Origin of the sequence: Aquitalea sp. LB_tupeE, assembly GCF_013391415.1 — a bacterium.
In the GTDB taxonomy this organism is placed as follows: Bacteria; Pseudomonadota; Gammaproteobacteria; order Burkholderiales; family Chromobacteriaceae; genus Aquitalea.
On sequence record NZ_JACAXB010000007.1, the window covers coordinates 86,535 to 103,632 of the forward strand.

The 17,098-nt window shown below is 59.8% G+C and carries 19 protein-coding genes; 10 read left to right on the plus strand and 9 right to left on the minus strand.

All coding sequences use genetic code 11. The features are described 5' to 3' along the window. The first annotated feature begins 88 nt into the window (after positions 1-88). The 3 genes from nth to rraA all read left to right on the plus strand — a co-directional run bounded on the left by nth (position 89) and on the right by rraA (position 3,050). Positions 89-721 (plus strand): endonuclease III, encoded by a 633-nt coding sequence (gene nth / locus HWX34_RS01790; protein ID WP_178970719.1) that lies wholly within the window; start codon positions 89-91, stop codon positions 719-721. 97 nt (positions 722-818) lie between these two features. Next, positions 819-2,297, plus strand: coding sequence for a DegQ family serine endoprotease (locus HWX34_RS01795; protein ID WP_178970720.1), 1,479 nt, complete (start codon positions 819-821; stop codon positions 2,295-2,297). A 273-nt stretch (positions 2,298-2,570) separates the two neighbouring features. Continuing rightward, positions 2,571-3,050: a ribonuclease E activity regulator RraA gene (rraA, locus tag HWX34_RS01800; RefSeq protein ID WP_178970721.1), complete on the plus strand. Its 480-nt coding sequence runs from the start codon at positions 2,571-2,573 to the stop codon at positions 3,048-3,050. Between the two features lie 19 nt (positions 3,051-3,069). Here rraA and HWX34_RS01805 read toward each other — a convergent pair whose 3' ends face one another. The 7 genes from HWX34_RS01805 to pcnB form a co-directional block, all read right to left on the minus strand. Further along, entirely contained in the window at positions 3,070-3,483 is a 414-nt protein-coding gene (locus HWX34_RS01805; protein ID WP_255496537.1) for a GFA family protein, read from the minus strand. 157 nt (positions 3,484-3,640) lie between these two features. Then, a complete protein-coding gene (gene panD / locus HWX34_RS01810) occupies positions 3,641-4,021 on the minus strand; it encodes an aspartate 1-decarboxylase (RefSeq protein WP_062789341.1) in 381 nt (126 codons plus the stop codon). 23 nt (positions 4,022-4,044) lie between these two features. Continuing rightward, complete coding sequence (panC, locus tag HWX34_RS01815) at positions 4,045-4,878, minus strand: pantoate--beta-alanine ligase (protein ID WP_178970722.1); 834 nt, start codon at positions 4,876-4,878, stop codon at positions 4,045-4,047. A gap of 17 nt (positions 4,879-4,895) precedes the next feature. Further along, on the minus strand, positions 4,896-5,687 hold the full coding sequence (panB, locus tag HWX34_RS01820) for a 3-methyl-2-oxobutanoate hydroxymethyltransferase (RefSeq protein ID WP_178970723.1): 792 nt from the start codon (positions 5,685-5,687) through the stop codon (positions 4,896-4,898). 48 nt (positions 5,688-5,735) lie between these two features. Then, positions 5,736-6,377, minus strand: a complete 642-nt coding sequence (locus tag HWX34_RS01825; protein WP_178970724.1) for a deoxynucleoside kinase — start codon at positions 6,375-6,377, stop codon at positions 5,736-5,738. A 22-nt stretch (positions 6,378-6,399) separates the two neighbouring features. Continuing rightward, complete coding sequence (folK, locus tag HWX34_RS01830; protein ID WP_178970725.1) at positions 6,400-6,879, minus strand: 2-amino-4-hydroxy-6-hydroxymethyldihydropteridine diphosphokinase; 480 nt, start codon at positions 6,877-6,879, stop codon at positions 6,400-6,402. Next, the gene (gene pcnB, locus HWX34_RS01835) at positions 6,876-8,240 is read right to left on the minus strand and encodes a polynucleotide adenylyltransferase PcnB (protein ID WP_178970726.1); all 1,365 of its coding nucleotides are present in this window, start codon (positions 8,238-8,240) and stop codon (positions 6,876-6,878) included. Before pcnB ends, folK begins: the two co-directional genes overlap by 4 nt. A gap of 208 nt (positions 8,241-8,448) precedes the next feature. Between pcnB and HWX34_RS01840 the strand changes: the two genes are divergently transcribed. The 5 genes from HWX34_RS01840 (at position 8,449) to HWX34_RS01860 (ending at position 13,041) form a co-directional block, all read left to right on the plus strand. Further along, positions 8,449-9,186 (plus strand): hypothetical protein, encoded by a 738-nt coding sequence (locus HWX34_RS01840; protein ID WP_178970727.1) that lies wholly within the window; start codon positions 8,449-8,451, stop codon positions 9,184-9,186. 329 nt (positions 9,187-9,515) lie between these two features. Further along, positions 9,516-9,818: a hypothetical protein gene (locus HWX34_RS01845; RefSeq protein ID WP_178970728.1), complete on the plus strand. Its 303-nt coding sequence runs from the start codon at positions 9,516-9,518 to the stop codon at positions 9,816-9,818. 147 nt (positions 9,819-9,965) lie between these two features. After that, a complete protein-coding gene (locus HWX34_RS01850) occupies positions 9,966-11,363 on the plus strand; it encodes an MATE family efflux transporter (protein WP_178970729.1) in 1,398 nt (465 codons plus the stop codon). 2 nt (positions 11,364-11,365) lie between these two features. After that, on the plus strand, positions 11,366-12,391 hold the full coding sequence (murB, locus tag HWX34_RS01855) for a UDP-N-acetylmuramate dehydrogenase (RefSeq protein WP_178970780.1): 1,026 nt from the start codon (positions 11,366-11,368) through the stop codon (positions 12,389-12,391). Positions 12,392-12,417: 26 nt separating this feature from the next. Next, positions 12,418-13,041 (plus strand): HAD family hydrolase, encoded by a 624-nt coding sequence (locus HWX34_RS01860; RefSeq protein ID WP_178970730.1) that lies wholly within the window; start codon positions 12,418-12,420, stop codon positions 13,039-13,041. A 5-nt stretch (positions 13,042-13,046) separates the two neighbouring features. On the opposite strand, the gene HWX34_RS01865 is transcribed toward HWX34_RS01860, so the two are convergent. After that, positions 13,047-13,427: an MAPEG family protein gene (locus tag HWX34_RS01865; protein ID WP_178970731.1), complete on the minus strand. Its 381-nt coding sequence runs from the start codon at positions 13,425-13,427 to the stop codon at positions 13,047-13,049. Positions 13,428-13,472: 45 nt separating this feature from the next. Then, positions 13,473-14,144: an energy-coupling factor ABC transporter permease gene (locus HWX34_RS01870; protein WP_178970732.1), complete on the minus strand. Its 672-nt coding sequence runs from the start codon at positions 14,142-14,144 to the stop codon at positions 13,473-13,475. Positions 14,145-14,252: 108 nt separating this feature from the next. Between HWX34_RS01870 and nadC the strand changes: the two genes are divergently transcribed. Then, positions 14,253-15,095, plus strand: coding sequence for a carboxylating nicotinate-nucleotide diphosphorylase (nadC, locus tag HWX34_RS01875; protein ID WP_178970733.1), 843 nt, complete (start codon positions 14,253-14,255; stop codon positions 15,093-15,095). Between the two features lie 125 nt (positions 15,096-15,220). Continuing rightward, complete coding sequence (locus tag HWX34_RS01880; RefSeq protein WP_178970734.1) at positions 15,221-17,089, plus strand: diguanylate cyclase; 1,869 nt, start codon at positions 15,221-15,223, stop codon at positions 17,087-17,089. Positions 17,090-17,098: the final 9 nt, after the last annotated feature.

The following is a 17,098-nucleotide window of genomic DNA, read 5'->3' on the forward strand; positions in this document are numbered from 1 at the left end:
GCTTCGGCAGCAGCCCTGCCTGCGCTACAATCACCGGTGCGCCATTTTCCGGACGCACCGGTACTCAACCAGCCATCAGCCAGCCGCCATGAACGCCACCAAGCGCTACGAAATCTTCCGCCGCCTGCGCGAGCACAACCCGACGCCCACCACGGAACTGGAATACCGCACGCCGTTCGAGCTGCTGATTGCCGTCCTGCTGTCGGCCCAGGCCACCGACGTCAGCGTCAACAAGGCCACCCGACCGCTGTATGCCGTGGCCAACACCCCGGCCGCCATGCTGGCACTGGGTGAGGAAACCGTGGCCGACTACATCAAGACCATAGGCCTGTACCGCACCAAGGCAAAGAATGTGATTGCCACCTGTCGCCTGCTGCTGGAAAAACATGGTGGCGAAGTGCCTGACGACCGTGAAGCGCTGGAAGCTCTGCCCGGTGTGGGGCGCAAAACCGCCAATGTGGTGCTCAACACCGCCTTTGGCCACCCCACCATTGCGGTGGATACCCATATATTCCGCGTGTCCAACCGCACCCGGCTGGCGCCGGGCAAGGATGTACGCGAAGTGGAAGACAAACTGCTGCGTTACGTACCTGCCGAATTCAAGGTGGATGCACACCACTGGCTGATTCTGCTTGGACGCTATGTATGCAAGGCACGCAAGCCGGAATGCCATCGCTGTGTGATTGCCGATTTGTGTGAATATCCGGCAAAACCGGTATGATTAAATCATTGCCAGTGGAATAAGCACTGGCAGTTCTCTGGAAATACAGCTGATCGTCCCTATATCGGTCTGAAAGCCTCCCCGAAAGGATAATTCTGTGACTCCGTATCTTCGCCCCATTGTCGGCGCCCTTCTGGCTGCGTCGTTGCTTTCGGGTTGCGACAAGATCGAAAGCCTGTTCCACAAGCAAAGCCAGCCCGCGCCGGTGGCTGTACCTGCACAGTCGGATGGGCGTGTCGCCATGTTGCTGCCTGACTTTACCCAACTGGTCGAGCGTGATGGCCCGGCCGTGGTAAACATTCAGGCCAACCGCACAGAAGCGGCACCACAGCAAAGCGAAATGCCTTTCCCGGTACCGGAAGACGACCCGCTGTTCGACTTCTTCAAACGCTTCATCCCCAACCAGCCCAACCAGCAAGACCAGGCACCGGAAGAAAGCGTGTCCTTTGGCTCCGGCTTCATCATCAGTGATGACGGCTACATCATGACCAATGCCCACGTGGTGAGCGGCGGCAGCCAGATCAAGGTGATGCTGACCGACAAGCGTGAGCTGAAAGCCCGCCTGGTCGGCCTGGACAAACGTACTGACGTGGCACTGCTGAAAGTGGATGCCTCCAGCCTGCCGGTAGTGAAAATCGGCAGCCCGGCACAACTGAAAGTGGGTGAATGGGTGGCGGCCATCGGCGCGCCTTTCGGCTTTGAAAATACGGTAACGGCAGGCATCGTGTCGGCCAAGGGCCGCAGTTTGCCGGATGAAAACTACGTTCCGTTCATCCAGACCGATGTGGCCATCAACCCGGGCAACTCCGGCGGCCCGTTGTTCAACCTGCGCGGCGAGGTGGTGGGTATCAACTCGCAGATTTACAGCCGCTCGGGTGGCTTCATGGGCATTTCCTTTGCCATCCCGATTGACCTGGCGATGAATGTGGCCGAACAGATCAAGGCCAAGGGCAAGGTCAGCCGTGGCCAACTGGGCATCAATATCCAGGAAGTATCGCAAGAGCTGGCACAGTCCTTCGGCCTGCCCCGCCCCAGTGGTGCGCTGGTGGTACGCGTGGATCCGCAAGGCCCTGCCGGCAAGGCCGGTCTGCAAACCGGGGACATCATCCTCAAGCTGGATGACCGCAGCATTGAAAGCTCGAAAGACCTGCCAATGATGGTGGGTTCGCTGCAGCCGGGCGCCAAGGTCAAGCTGTCGGTATGGCGCAAGGGTGAAGAGAAAACCATTCAGGCCACGCTGGGCGAACTGGCACCGGAAGTCAGCCCCCAGGCCAAACAGCAGGACGAAGCCGCCCCGCAGAATTTCCAGTTTGGCAAACTGGGGCTGACCGTCACCGAGCTGACTGCGCGCCAGCGTACCGAGCTGGGCCTCAATGGCGGCCTGCTGGTACAGAAGGCGCAAGGTGCGGCGGCACGCTCCGGCCTGCAGCATGGCGACGTGATCATGGGACTGAACCAGAATGAAATCACCTCGGTGAAGAGCTTCGAGAAGGCACTGTCCAGCGCAAGGGGCAAAATAGCCTTGCTGGTACGGCGCCAGGACAACACCTTGTTCGTACCGCTCCGTCTTGATTGATCATGCCCACAAGCCGCCGCAAGGCGGCTTCAGGCTGCTGACATCATAATTTGACGAATCTCCACCGGCCCCGGCAAAGCCGGGCCTTTCGAGGAAGTGATTGCGTTGGCAGCCTTACCGTTTATTCCCAATCCCCCCGCCCTTGCCCTGCAAGGTAGCCTCGCTTTCCTGTCTGAAAGCGAGATGGGTATTGTCATCAAGCCAAAGCCGCCCCAGGGCGGCTTTTTCATGGCTGCCGACATCCAATAAACCAGCAAAAGCAAAGGAGAGAAAATGAGTTTTCTGACAACCGATTTGTGCGACGCCAATGAAGGCCGGGTGCGAGTGGTCGAGCCCATATTCCAGCGCTATGGCAACCATGCCCGCTTTGCCGGACAAATCGTCACCCTCAAGCTGTTTGAAGACAACACGCTGGTGCGCGAAACCTTGGCCCAGGATGGCCATGGCAAGGTGCTGGTGGTGGATGGCGGCGGTTCACTGCGCTGCGCGCTGCTGGGTGACCAGATTGGCGATCTGGCGGTGGCCAATCACTGGGAAGGGGTGGTGATTTATGGCTGCATCCGCGATTCGGTAGCACTCAACCAGCTGCCCTTGGGCATCCGCGCACTGAACACCCACCCGCTGAAATCAGTCAAACGCGGCGAAGGCCAGCGCGACCTGCCAGTGAGCTTTGGCGGTGTCACCTTTACCCCGGGTGAATGGCTGTATGCCGATGAAGACGGCGTGATTGTGGCGGCTGAAGCCCTGCTCTGACGCGCCAGCTACTGACCAGTCACGCACCGTCGTGACTGCGCTCATGCACCGGCAAGGCGGCCTGCTTTGCCGGCTCTCCCCAATCCAGATGCTCCTGCCACCAGGTATGGAATTCAGGTGCCAGTTGCTCCGGTGCGTCCAGACTGGCCGCGGTAATGTCGATATCGTCCGGGTCTGACTCATGCTGATAACTGAGCGTGGCACCGCAATGCGGACAGAAACCGCGCTGCACCGCGGTTGATGAGTGATAGTAGACCGGTTTTTCACTCAGCCACTCCAGCTCGATCAAGCGCACGGTAAACCAGGTGAGGAAGGCCGCACCGCTGGCCTTGCGGCAACTGACGCAATGACAATGCGTGACATGAAAGGGCTGGCCATGCACCCGGTAGCGCACGGCGCCACACAGACAGCCGCCATTCAGAATGCTGCTCATGCTGGTCTCCCGCTGCCAGGTGCTTGGTCCGGCCATGCCCCGGCACTTGGTATGCTCGTTCAAGAACTATAGACAGCTATAAGCAATCTTGCAAAATGACGTGCGGGCATGAAAAAACGATGCCGCAGCATCGTTTTTTCATGAGAACAGGCAATATTCAGGCTGGCTGGGTCGGTGTCTTGTTATCCAGCGCCGTCATCTGGTTGCGCTCGTCGACAAACACCAGCTTGGGCTGATGATTGACCAGCTCGGCATCTTCATACTGGGCAAAAGAGGCGATGATCAGCAGGTCGCCCGGCGCAGCACGGCGTGCAGCCGAACCATTGACCGAGATGACACCGGAGCCGCGCTCTGCCTTGATGGCATAGGTGGCAAAGCGCTCGCCGTTATTGACGTTCCAGATCTGCACTTCCTCGTATTCACGGATATCCGCTGCTTCCAGCAGGTTTTCGTCAATGGCACAGGAGCCGATGTAGTGCAGTTCCGCATGCGTGGTGGTAACACGGTGCAGCTTGGACTTGAGCATGATGCGTTGCATGGTACTGAATTCCCCGGCCCGCCTTAGCGGGTGATTTCCACATTATCAATCAAACGAGTACGTCCCAGACGGGCAGCAGCCAGCACCACCAGGCGCTTTTCACCGGCATGGGCAATTTCCAGGGTATCGGCCTGGCGCACTTCCACATAATCCACCGTCCAGCCTGCCTGTTGCAGGTCGGCGCTGGCCTTGGCTTCCAGCCCGGCGTAGTCGTTGTCCCCGGCCAGCAAGGCTGTGCGCATGGCGGACAGGTTACGGTACAGGCGCGGTGCTTCGGCACGCTCTTCTGCCGTGAGGTAGCCATTGCGCGACGACAGGGCCAGACCGTCTTCCGCCCGGCCGGTATCCACCGGCACGATGGCAACCGGAATGTTCAGGTCGTCCACCATGGCCTTGATCACATGCAGTTGCTGGAAGTCCTTCTTGCCGAAACAGGCCACATCCGGCTGCACGATATTGAACAGCTTGCTCACCACCGTGGCCACTCCACGGAAATGGCCGGGGCGGAAGGCACCGCACAACTCGTTCTGGATATGCGGCGGCTCCACGTTGAAATCCTGCTTCACGCGCGGGTACAGTTCCTGTTCGGTGGGGAAGAACAAAGCGTCCACGCCGGCGGCTTCCAGCTTGGCACAGTCAGATTCGAAGGTACGCGGATAGGCGTCAAAATCCTCGCCCTGACCAAATTGCAGGCGATTGACAAAAATGCTGACCACCACCTTGTCGGCATGTTCATGCGCGGCAGCCACCAGCGCAAGGTGGCCCTCGTGCAGATTACCCATGGTGGGAACAAAGGCCAGCTTACCGGCCTGGCGACGCCATGCACGCATGGCTGCCACGCTACGGATGATTTCCATTTCCTTACCCTTTTGGCTTAGAAGGTATGTTCGGCAGCCGGGAAAGTCCCTGCCTTGACTGCCTTGACGTAGGCTTCGACCGCACCCTGGATGCTGCCGGCCTCATTCATGAAGTTCTTGACGAAACGGGCTTTCTTGCCCGGATACACACCGAGGATGTCGTGCAATACCAGCACCTGGCCGCTGACATTGGCCCCGGCTCCAATGCCGATGGTGGGCACGGCAACGGCTTCGGTCACGCGGGCGGCCAGTTCGGCGGGCACACATTCCATCAGCACCAGGCTGGCACCGGCATCGGCCAGCTTGCGGGCATCATCCAGCAGGCGTTCGGCATCGCTCTGGGTCTTGCCCTGTACGCGGTAGCCGCCAAAGGTATTGACGAACTGCGGGGTAAGGCCGATGTGCGAACAGACGGGAATACCGCGTTCCACCAGAAAACGGGTGGTTTCTGCCATGAAACCGCCGCCTTCCAACTTCACCATGTGGGCACCGGCCTGCATCAGGCGGGCAGCGCTGGCAAACGCCTGCTGCGGACTTTCCTGATAGCTGCCGAACGGCAGGTCGCTCAATACCATGGCATCGCCGGCACCAGCGGCGACACAACGGGTGTGGTAGACCATTTCTTCCATGGTCACCGGCAGGGTGGAATCACGATTCTGGATCACCATGCCCAGAGAATCGCCCACCAGCAGAATCTCTACCCCGGCCTGATCAAGGAGGGTGGAAAAGCTTGCGTCATAGCTGGTGAGCATGACGATCTTCTGGCCTTCGGCGGCCATCTTCTGCAGGGTGTTGACGGTAATTTTCATACCTGTACTTCCTCGGTGTGGTCGGGAAATGCAAGGCGTCACTTGTATTCAGACGCTCTTGTTGAAGTAGCTGCGCTGTCCGCGCATCTCGCTGATGCAGCGCAACAATAGCTCGAAATCCTCGTTACCATCAACCAACTCGAGATGGTCGGTATTGACGATCAGCAAGGGTGCCGCTTCGTACTGATGGAAAAATTCGCTGTACGCCGCATGAACGCGCTTGAGGTAGCCTTCGGGGAAATCCTGCTCAAGCTGGCTGGCGCGGGCGGCACTGCGCTCCAGCAACACCTGCTCCGAGGCTTGCAGGTAAATCACCAGGTCCGGCACCGGGTACTGTGGCAATAATTGCTGGGCAATGCGCTGGTACAGCGCCAGTTCCTGCTCGTCCAGATTCACCCGGGCAAACAGCGCATCTTTTTCAAACAAAAAGTCGGATACCACCGGACTGGCCAGGGTGTCGCCCAGCAACATGCCGCGCGCCATGTCGGCACGTTGCATCAGAAAGGACAACTGGGTGGCCAGACCATGCGAGGCGACATTACGGTAAAAGCGCGGCAAGAAGGGATTGGCCGCCGGGTCTTCGGCCAGCAATTGCACACCCCAGTAGCTGGCCAGCCGCCGGGCCAGCGCTGATTTGCCCGAACCGATGGGGCCTTCAACTACCACATAACGCAAATGGCTGTGACTCATGATGAGCTCCTAGAACGGCAGGCTAGACCAGCTTGCGCACACCACTGCAATCCAGGGTGGCGGCAATGGCAGCTGCCTGGCCATATTCCCCTACCGGCAGGTCAGGGGCGATTTCTGCCAACGGTACCATGACAAAGGCGCGCTGGTGCATGCGCGGGTGCGGCAACAACAGTTGCGGGTCGTCCAGCACGGTATCCTGATACAGCAGGATGTCCAGATCCAGCACTCTTGGTGCATTACGGAAGCTGCGCTCGCGCCCGAAACCGGCTTCGATCTGCATCAGCGCTTCCAGCAAGGCATGCGGGCTCAGGCCGGTTTCCAGCTGTGCCACGGCATTGATGAAGTCCGGCTGATCCAGATAACCCACCGGGGTGGTGAGATAAAGAGAAGAATGCGCAAGCACGCTGGTGCCGGCAAGAGCAGCAAGGGCCGCTAGCGCGGCCCTTATTTGCTCGGCCGGTTGCTCCAGGTTACTTCCCAGAGCGACATAGGCCAGGCTCACTCGGCCTCTCCCCCTCCACCGGTGCTCTCGGCACGGCGGCGGTTGCTGGTGCGACGACGACGGCGCTTCTTGGCCGGTTCGTCAGCGCCACTATTCTTGGCTTCGTTGATCAAGGCTTCGCGTTCGGCCTGATCGCCACGCTGGAAGGCTTCCCACCACTCCACCAGGCTGGCCGGCAACTCGCCTGCTTCGGCGCGCAGCGACATGAAGTCAAAGGCAGCACGGAAGCGCGGCTGTTCCAGGAAACGGTAAGGACGGGCACCGCTACGGCTGTCGAAGCGGCCTTGCAGCGTCCAGATTTCGCGCATGGTGACGCTGAAACGGCGCGGAATGGCAAAGTCGTTGTCCTGCTCGTTTTCCACGTCGGCAATAGCCATTTGCAAGGCCTGCAAGGATTTTTCACCAGCGGCAATATGCTGCTGCCAGTGCTGGTTCACTTGTTGCCACAGCAAGGTGGCCAGCAGGAAGCCGACAGACACCGGCTTCTCCGCCCGGATACGGGCATCGGTGCTTTGCAAGCCCAGTTGCAAGAACAAATCGTCACCATCTTCACCCATTACCGCGTCCAGCAGCGGGAACACCCCGCGCGACAGGCCTTCCTCGCGCAGCTTTTTCAGACAGGCATAGGCATGGCCGGACATCAGCAGTTTGAGCATCTCGTCAAACAGCCGGGCCGGGGGTTCCTTTTTCAGCAGATGGGCATGGGCACGGATAGGCTTGCGGGTGTCTTCGTCAATCTCGAAGCCCAGCTTGGCGGCCAGGCGTACCGCGCGCAGCATGCGCACCGGGTCTTCCTGGTAGCGCCGTGCCGGCTGGCCTATCATCACCAGCTTTTTGGCCTTCAGGTCCTTCACCCCGTGGTGATAGTCGATGATGGACTCGTCGGACGGATCGAAGAACAGCGCATTGACAGTGAAGTCACGGCGGTGTGCGTCTTCTTCCTGGCTACCAAAGGTGTTGTCCGCCATGATGCGGCCGGATTCGTTCTGGTCGTCGATACCGCCACCGCGGAAGGTGGTCACCTCGATGGTTTCCGGGCCCACCATCACGTGCACAATGCGGAAACGCCGGCCAATGATGCGCGAGCGGCGGAACAGATGATGCACCTGCTCCGGCGTGGCATTGGTGGCGACGTCAAAATCTTTGGGTGCGACATCCAGCAACAGGTCACGCACAGCCCCCCCTACCACGAAGGCAGAGAAACCGGCTTCCTGTAAACGGGAAGTCACCTTGAGCGCAGCAGTGCTGAGCTGATCGCGGCGAACGCCATGCTGGGACAGCGGAATCACGCGTGGTTTGCTACGGCGTTTGCCCATGCCAGACGGCAGCTCCAGTACTTTACGGATAAGCTTGCGGATCATTTAGAGGAATAAGGACGTGGAATGAAGGGATTCGCAAGAAAGGAATTCAAGCGGCAGATTATAGCCTGAATCTTCTGACAAGATATACCGCTCTGGCCCAATTTATCCTGACCGGCAACAGGCCACATGCCCGGTGATGATTGCCCGTCACCAGCTGCGGGCCTAGAATCGCACACCATCTGCCGCATTTTCCGTGTAAAGACTGCCCGTGATTCCCTTACTCGCCCTGGATATCCAGACCCTGCCCGATGTCGATGGCATCCGTACCCTGTACCAACTGGATGCAGACATCAGCGATGCAGACGTCGTTTACTTTGCCCTGCAACGCAGCCGGGCCAGCCGGGCGGATGAATTCCTGCCCTACCACCTGCATCGTGTGGTCGGCATTCATGCCGTTTTGCACATCCGTCAGGAAGTGGTCTTGCACCATACCCTGCCCGGGCAAGACGAAGCGGGCATGCTGCAAACCTTGTCCACCCTGCTGAACGAACACATGCCGCAAATTGTCAGCTGGCAAGGTTCCCAGTTGATGCTGCCGGTACTACGCCATCGCGCCATGATGCACAGCATTGCCTTCCCCGGCGGGGCCAACGGACTGTTTGGCCAGACGCTGGAACTCAGCCGCCTGCTATGCCAGAACGCCCAGCCTGGCTGTGTTCCGCAACAGGAAATGGCCGGCCTGTGCGGCTTGCCCCGTATTCCCGATTACGATGCAGCCCAGTCCTGGGCCATGGCGGCAGCCGGCCAGTTGCCGACTCTGCTGGCCCACAGTGCGCAGCGTGCCGCCTGTCATTACCTGATGTGGCTGCGCCTTGCGGCGCTGCAGGGACAGATTTCCGCCCTGACCCGCAGCCAGCACGAGCAAAAGCTTGCCCAACTGCTAGGCCAACAAGGCGCAGGATGGCGGGATTTTCTGCAACAGTGGACGGGATGCAACAGGGCTTGACAGGCTTTTCTGACGGGAATAATCTTTTCCCATGCGCCGATTTGATACAGCTTGCTGGGCGCACTATAAATGCCAGCTAAAGCGTGAGTCGGAAAACCCGCTGCGCTCTCTGGCCCGGCGGGTTTTTCTTTTTCCGTCTTAATAGTGCGCGCACTGTGCGACATCGGGCATGTTGAAAGTAGTACCGTTTTACCGTTCCGGGCTGTATCCGGAACACCGGCGCCGAGTTAATCGACAACTTGCAGGGCGCCCAAAAATCCTGCTAAAGCGTCGCCTGACGGTAAGGTCGGGCACGCAACAGCGCCAACCATATCCGATGGAGTTTCACCATGTACGATTGCCTGCAAGACAGCTGTAGCGACTTTTCCTTTGCCGTATACGATGCCGTGGGAAGAAAACGCCCCCTTCAAGGCAGCCTGACTGCCACCTTGCTGTCCGCTGACAGCACCCTGCCCCTGCAAGACCTGATCAACTACGCTGACCAGCTGGGCTATAGCAGCCAGCTGGACGAGAGCGGCTTGCTGACCATTCATGATGTCGGCCTGCTGGATGCACTCAGCATCAACAGCCGCTTTGGCCAGCATCTGATCATCAGCTGTGATTTGCGCCGCGAAACGCCTGTCCGTTTCTGAAACCGACCAGCGTGTATTCCGGCACAACGCAAGCCGGGGCTGAACAGTAAAAGACTGCAACTGCGGTGTCGCCATTGCACAAGACAGGCCGGGCAGCCGCTCCTTATAATGGAGCGCTTGCCTACCTTGTCAAATTGATCCGCCTCCATGTTGCAGGAACTCAAAAGCGCTGCGCCCGGTGCCATTTCCGGTGAAGCCAGACAGATTGTCCGCCTTGCCTTGCCGATGATGATTGCCCAGGTGGCCCAGGTGGCTACCGGCTTTGTTGATACCGTCATGGCCGGCCGGGTCAGTACTGACGACCTGGCAGCCGTGTCCTTGGGTGCCAGCATTTTCATCACCGTCTATGTGACCTTAATGGGCGTGGTGACCTCACTCAATCCGGTATTGAGCCACCAACTGGGTGCCGGTGAAAAAGAGCAGATTGGTGAAACCGGCCGCCAGGGCATGTGGTTCGGCTTGTTTGTCGGCCTGCTAGGTGCCACCGCCATGCTGCTGGCCGAACACCCCTTGCGCCTGTGGCTGCAACTGCCAACCGACGTGGAAGACAAGGTGATGCTGTTCATCACCGGTACCGCCGTGGGCATGCCCGCCGCCATGGTGCACCGTGCCCTGCATGCCTATGCTTCCAGCCTGAACCGGCCCAAGGTGATCATGGTGGTCAGCCTGATTGCGCTGGCGCTCAACATACCGCTCAATTACGCGCTGATTCACGGCCTGTTCGGCCTGCCCAGACTGGGCGGTGCCGGTTGCGGCTGGGCCACCGGCATCGTGTTCTGGTTCAACTGCCTGACGCTGCTGGCTTATATCTGCTGGCATCGCCATTTCCGCCCCTACGGTCTGACCAGCCGGATGAGCTTGCCCGACTGGAAGCGCTACGGGGCATTCCTCAAGCTGGGTCTGCCCATCGGTCTGTCCTTCTTTGTTGAAGTCAGCCTGTTTTCCTTTATTGCCCTGCTGATTGCCAAGCTGGGTATGACTGTCGTGGCCAGCCACCAGTCGGTACTCAATTTTTCCAGCATCATCTACATGCTGCCGCAAAGCATTTCCACCGCGCTCACGGTCAGAGTCGGCCAGCGCGCCGGTGGCGGCGACTACCATCAGGCCCGCTTTGTCGCCGGGGTCGGCCTGCTAGTGGGGCTGGCCACCGCGCTGTGTACCATGTTGCTGGTGCTGTGGCTGCGCAGTGACATCATGGCTATTTATTCGCCCGACCCGAACGTCATTGCCATGGGTTCCAGCCTGCTGTTGTTTGCTGCCGTCTTCCAGCTGACCGATGCCGCCCAGACCATTGCCTCCGGCGCACTGCGCGGCTACAAGCTGACCACCATTCCCATGATCATCCACATTACCGCCTTCTGGGGAATTGGGCTGGGACTGGGCATCACGCTGGGCCTCACCGACTGGCTGGTCTCCCCCATGGGCATTTACGGTTTCTGGCTGGCACTGGTCATCAGTCTGAGCATTGCCGCCCTGATGCTGGTGAGCTATCTGGCGCGCGAAAGTCGCCGACGCCTGCACCACAACACCCTGCAAGAAAGCTGATGATGACACTGCGCATTCAATCGCAAGTTTCGCTCAAACCGCATAACACTTTTGGCATGGACGTTAGCGCTGCCCATTTCTGTCAGCTGGACGATCTGGCGCAGTTGCCTATCCTGCTAGCCGATGTCCGCTTCCGACAAGGCCCGGTGCTGTGGCTGGGTGGCGGCAGCAATCTGTTGCTGACGCAAGACTACCCGGGCCTGGTGGTCAAACTGGCCCTGCGCGGCATCCAGCTGCTGGAAGACCATGGCGACAAGCTGCTGGTGCAAGCTGCCGCCGGGGAAAACTGGCATGATTTTGTACGCTACTGCCTGCAGCAAGGCTGGTACGGACTGGAAAACCTCAGCCTGATTCCCGGCACGGTGGGCGCTTGCCCTGTACAGAATATCGGTGCCTATGGCGTGGAAGTGAAGGACCGCATTACCCAGGTGGTGTGTGCCGATTTGCAAGCCCATGGTGCTGAAGTCGTACTGGAGAATACCGACTGCCGCTTTGCCTATCGCGACAGCGTTTTCAAGCATGAAGCCGCCGGTCGGCTGCTGGTGACCGCCGTGCGCTTCCAGCTGACTCGCCAGCCGCAACTGAAAACGGCCTATGGCGACATCCAGCAGGAGCTGGACAAACGTGGCATCAGCCACCCCACACCGCTGGATGTCAGCGATGTGGTGATGGCCATCCGTGCCAGCAAGCTGCCCAACCCGGCCGAGCTTGGCAATGCCGGCAGCTTCTTTAAGAATCCGGTGATCGGACAGGATCAGGCCGCTGAGCTATTGCAGCGCTTCCCGACCTTGCCCCACTACCCGGCCGGGCCTGGCAAGGTGAAACTGGCAGCCGGCTGGCTGATTGATCAGGCAGGCCTGAAAGGCTACCGCCAGGGCGACGCCGCCGTACACGACCGCCAGGCACTGGTGCTGGTGAATCACGGGGCCGCCAGCGGCAGCCAGATGTGGGCATTGGCACGCCATGTGCAGGACACGGTACGCCAGCGTTACGGCGTGGAACTGGAAGCCGAACCGCTGGTCTTGTAACACCCGGCTTTTTACAGGAAAAAAACATGCAAGCGACACGACACGGCAAGCGGCCGGTGCTGGTTTTTGATCTGGGTGGTGTGCTGGTGGACTGGAACGGCATCGACCCCTTGATGGCCGTGTCGCAAGGTCGGCTGGAACGCGAACAAGCCAGGCAGTTCTGGATGCATACGCCGGAGGTGGCGCTGCTGGATACCGGCCGGGTGACACCGGAAGAATTCGCCCGGCTGATGGATGAACGGCTGCAACTGGGACTGGGCACTGCGGCCATGCTGCAAGCGCTGGATGACTGGCTGCAAGGCCCCTACCCCGGCGTACGCGAGCTGCTGCAACAACTGCACCCCCGCTACCGCCTGGCCGTGCTCAGCAATAATAATGCGCTGCACTGGGGCAAGATCGAGCGCCAGTTCGACATCCTGCCCTTGTTTGAAACCTGCTTTGCCTCACACCACATGGGCTTGCGCAAGCCGGACCTGGCTGTTTACCAGCATGTGCAACAAGCCTTGCAGGCAGATGCTGCCGACATCATCTTTTTTGATGACAACATCGAATGCGTGCACAGCGCCAGGCAAGCAGGCTGGCAGGCCTGCCACACCGTCGGTTTTGACGCGGTGCGACAGGCGGTGCAGGCGCAAGGCTTACTGGACTGAACCCATCAGAACAGCCCGGCAGCACTGACAAACAACAGCACCACCGTGGCATAGCCACCCAGCCAGCACAGCGAGCGCAGCGTGGCCTTGTCACTGAGGTAGCACAAGCCATGGCCCAGTCGCAGCAGCACGTACACCACGGCCAGCAAGTCTAGCCGGGCAACGGGCACCTTCATCAGCCAGGCCAGCAACATGGCTGCAGCATAGCTGGGAAAAGCTTCCCAGGCATTCTGCTGCGCCCAGTTGGCACGCTGACGCCAGCCCGTGGCCGCTGCCAGCACCACACGTGGCTGATGGTTGTCATACGGAGCCCCGGCCTTGGCCAGCGCCGTCCACAACAAGGGCAAGAAAGAAACCAGCAAGATACTCCACAGCGCAAACGGCATGACCACTCCTTGTAACAGGACAACATTGCAGGTATTTCGCCGAGATCACCAGCGCGATCCCGAACCCAGATAAGCGGCATCATCAAAAGTGCTGACCCAGTGCGGGCGATACACCACCAGCACGGCCATGGCCAGGCCACTGGTAAAGGCCTCGGACCAAGACAGCAGAAAGTAAAACGGCAAGGCTTCTTCCATCAGGTAATCCCAGGCATAGACAGCATGGCCGCCCAGCAGCAGCATGCCGGCCAATGCGCTGCAAAACAGGCTGAGCCCACCGGCGATGAAAGCATTGATGAACACATAGACAAACAACTGGGCCGGCAGCTTGCGGCGCGCCAGTTGCAACAGGCCTGCCGTCACCGCAACCGGCACCGCCGCACCACACCACCAGTCCAGGCCCAGCGCCAGCCAGTCGCCATGCCCGCCTGCCGCCAGCGCCAGCAACAATACGGCCAGACCCAGCAGGGCCAGCCAGGGGCCCATCAGCAAGGTCAGCACCGTTGTCCCCAGCATATGGAAGGACAAGCCCGGTTTGAGCCCGCCACGCATCAGCCACAGGCCCAGCAAAACCACCACCGCGCCCAGCCAGGCATTGCTGGCACCGGCATCCAGCGTACGCCAGCGAACGCGTGTGGCGGCAAAACCCAGCAGCAGGCCGGCAGCAGCCATGGCGACATAAAGCAGCCATGTGGGAAACAGTACAGCAGGCAAATCCATACATTCTCCAGCCTGACAGTGTGCTGCGCATGATACCACCACGACGATAAGCCCCACAGCCAGCGCGCGGCTGGGTACAATAATGCTTTTTTAAGCCTGAGTTCCGACATGAGCAAACAGCCAGCCAACCATCTTATTGCCCAACAAGTCAGCATTGCGCTGGCCGAGGATATTGGTCAGGCCGACTGGACCGCCCAGCTGATTGATCGGAGCGCGGAAAGCAGCGCCACGGTGTTGCTGCGTGAAGATGCCGTGATTTGCGGCAAGGCCTGGTTTGAAGAATGCTTTCGTCAGGTAGACGAGCGTTGCAGTGTATTGTGGCAGGTGCGCGAAGGCCGCAAGGTGGCGGCCGGCACGGTGCTATGTGAAATCAGCGGCCCGGCCCGCGCGCTGCTCACCGCCGAGCGCTCCGCTTTGAATTTCCTGCAAACCCTGTCCGCCGTTGCCACCCAGACCCGCCGTTATGTGGATGTGGTAGCCGGCACCCGCGCCCGCATCCTGGACACCCGCAAGACCCTGCCCGGCCTGCGCCTGGCGCAAAAGTACGCCGTCACCGTGGGCGGCGGCGACAATCAGCGCATCGGCCTCTACGACGGCATCCTGATCAAGGAAAACCACATCATGGCAGCCGGTGGCATTGCCCAGGCACTGGAACAGGCCTTCCGCATCATTCCGCCAGGCGTTTCCTTGCAGATTGAAGTGGAAAACCTGGACGAGCTGCAACAGGCGCTGGACGGTGGTGCCCAGCTCGTCCTGCTGGACAATATGTCGCTGGATGACATGCGTCGCGCGGTGGAATTGAGCGCGGGCAAGGCCTTGCTGGAAGCCTCCGGCGGTGTGGACATGGACACCGTGCGTGCCATTGCCGAAACCGGTGTCGACCGCATTTCCATCGGCAAGCTGACCAAGGACATCCAGGCCATCGACCTGTCCATGCGCTTCGCCGTCTAGTCCGGCCACAGGGGACAATGCACGGACAACAGTCCGACATTGTCCTTTTGTCGTTTTAAGGGATATACCACATAAGGCAGCCTGCGCATTGCAGGCCCCAATTCATTACCAGGGAAACCGCACACTTGCCCACGCTATTCCAGGACAAGGGCAGCTTAGCCAAATGGTTGGCCGCCATCTTTCTGCTCAGCACACTGCTGGTGGTCGTCCTCGACCTGGCAGGCACGCGGCAGCAAGGGGAAAGCGAAGCGCGCAACCAGGCAGCGGGCTTGTCGCAGCTGTTGGAAGAACGCCTGTCATCCGGCCTACGCGAAACCAACCTGATCCTGAAAAGCGCCAGTGACAGCAATCTGGTGCAAATGCTGCTGAACAAACACATGCTGAGCCTGGATCAGCAACAGCGCATCGACCTGCTGCTGCAGGGCAAGCTGCGCCAGATGCCGCAGCTCAAGCAGATCGACATTCTGGATAGCGCTTGTTATGTGCTGTATTCCACTCAACACAATAACCCCGGCTCACAGCTGAAAACGGACTATTGCCGCTGGTTTCACCGCAATGGCAATCAGGATGGCAGCTTTACCTCCACCCGTCAGGACCATGGCCAGGATGGAATTGTGCTGGTGCAAAAGCTGCTGAATCAGGACGACGAAGCAGTGGGCATGGTGGTGGGCATTCTGGACCGCCATTTCTTTCAGACCGAAGTTGCCAAACTGCCGGTAGGCCGCTTTGGCGAAATCCTGGTACTAGACCAGCGCCAGGTATTGCAAGCCAGCTGGCCTGCGCAGAACAGCCATTCCGAACAGCCGCTGAACGAACTGCAAAGTACCGATGTGCTGGAGCGCCACGACAACTACCTGCAGTTTCGTGCCAGCTCTATCCTGGACCAGGAAATCCGCCTGTACAGCTCGCGCCTGATGGAAGGCTTCCCTTTCCGCGTGGTGGTGGGCATTGCCGAGCGTGACTTCACCCGTGCCTACCATGACAAGGCAACGCTGGCGATACTGGCCTGGCTGTTTACCGCCGCGCTGACCCTGATCACGCTGCGCAGTCATCTGGCCAGCATCCGGCAGAACCGCTTGCTATCCGCCAGTGCCGCCCGTATCCGCGAAAGCGAGGAACTGGCACGACTCACGCTGGATACCGCACCGGTGGCCCTGATTCTGGTCGCGACGCAAACCATGCGCATCCTGCGTGCCAATGCCCCGGCGCGCGACATGCTGCAGATTCCCCCTGCCCCGTTGCGACATGATCGCCAGCCCGCGCTGCTGGATCTGCCCTTGCATCTGGAGCCGGTCAATGAATGGCTGCGCAACGGGGAAGCGGTGGCCAACCGGGAAACCGAGCTGCAACGAGAGGACCAGACCCGTTTCTGGGCAATTGTCTCGGTAGAATTGATGCCCAGCCGGGAAACCCCGGCCGCGCTGATTGCCTTGTACGACATCTCCCAGCGCAAGGCGCTGGAAAACGAGCTGGAAGAAAAAAACCGTCTGCTCAATGAAATGGCCATCACCGACCCGCTCACCCGGCTGTGCAACCGTCGGCATGCCGACCAGACGCTGCGGGAAGAGCTGCAACGCTGTGAACGCTACAGCCAGCCGATGTCAGTGGCAGTATTCGATATCGACCATTTCAAGCAGTTCAATGACCGCTTTGGTCATCAGGCCGGGGACAATGTGCTGCTGGCGGTGGCCAATGCGCTGATCGACTGCACGCGCAGCATGGACGTGTGTGCCCGCATCGGTGGCGAAGAATTCCTGGTGATTTTCCCCTGCACCCGCTTGCGCGATGCAGAAAAAGTCATGGCGCGGGTGCAGCAGGTATTGGCTGGCACCGTGTTTCCGTTCACCGATGAAAAAGTCACCTTCAGCGGCGGGATCACCGACTGGCGGCCAGGAGACAACCCGTCGAGCATGCTCAGCCGTGCCGACAAGCTGCTGTACGAGGCCAAGATGGCCGGTCGCGACCTGATGCTCAGCGACGGCAACCCGGAATGACAGATCGCC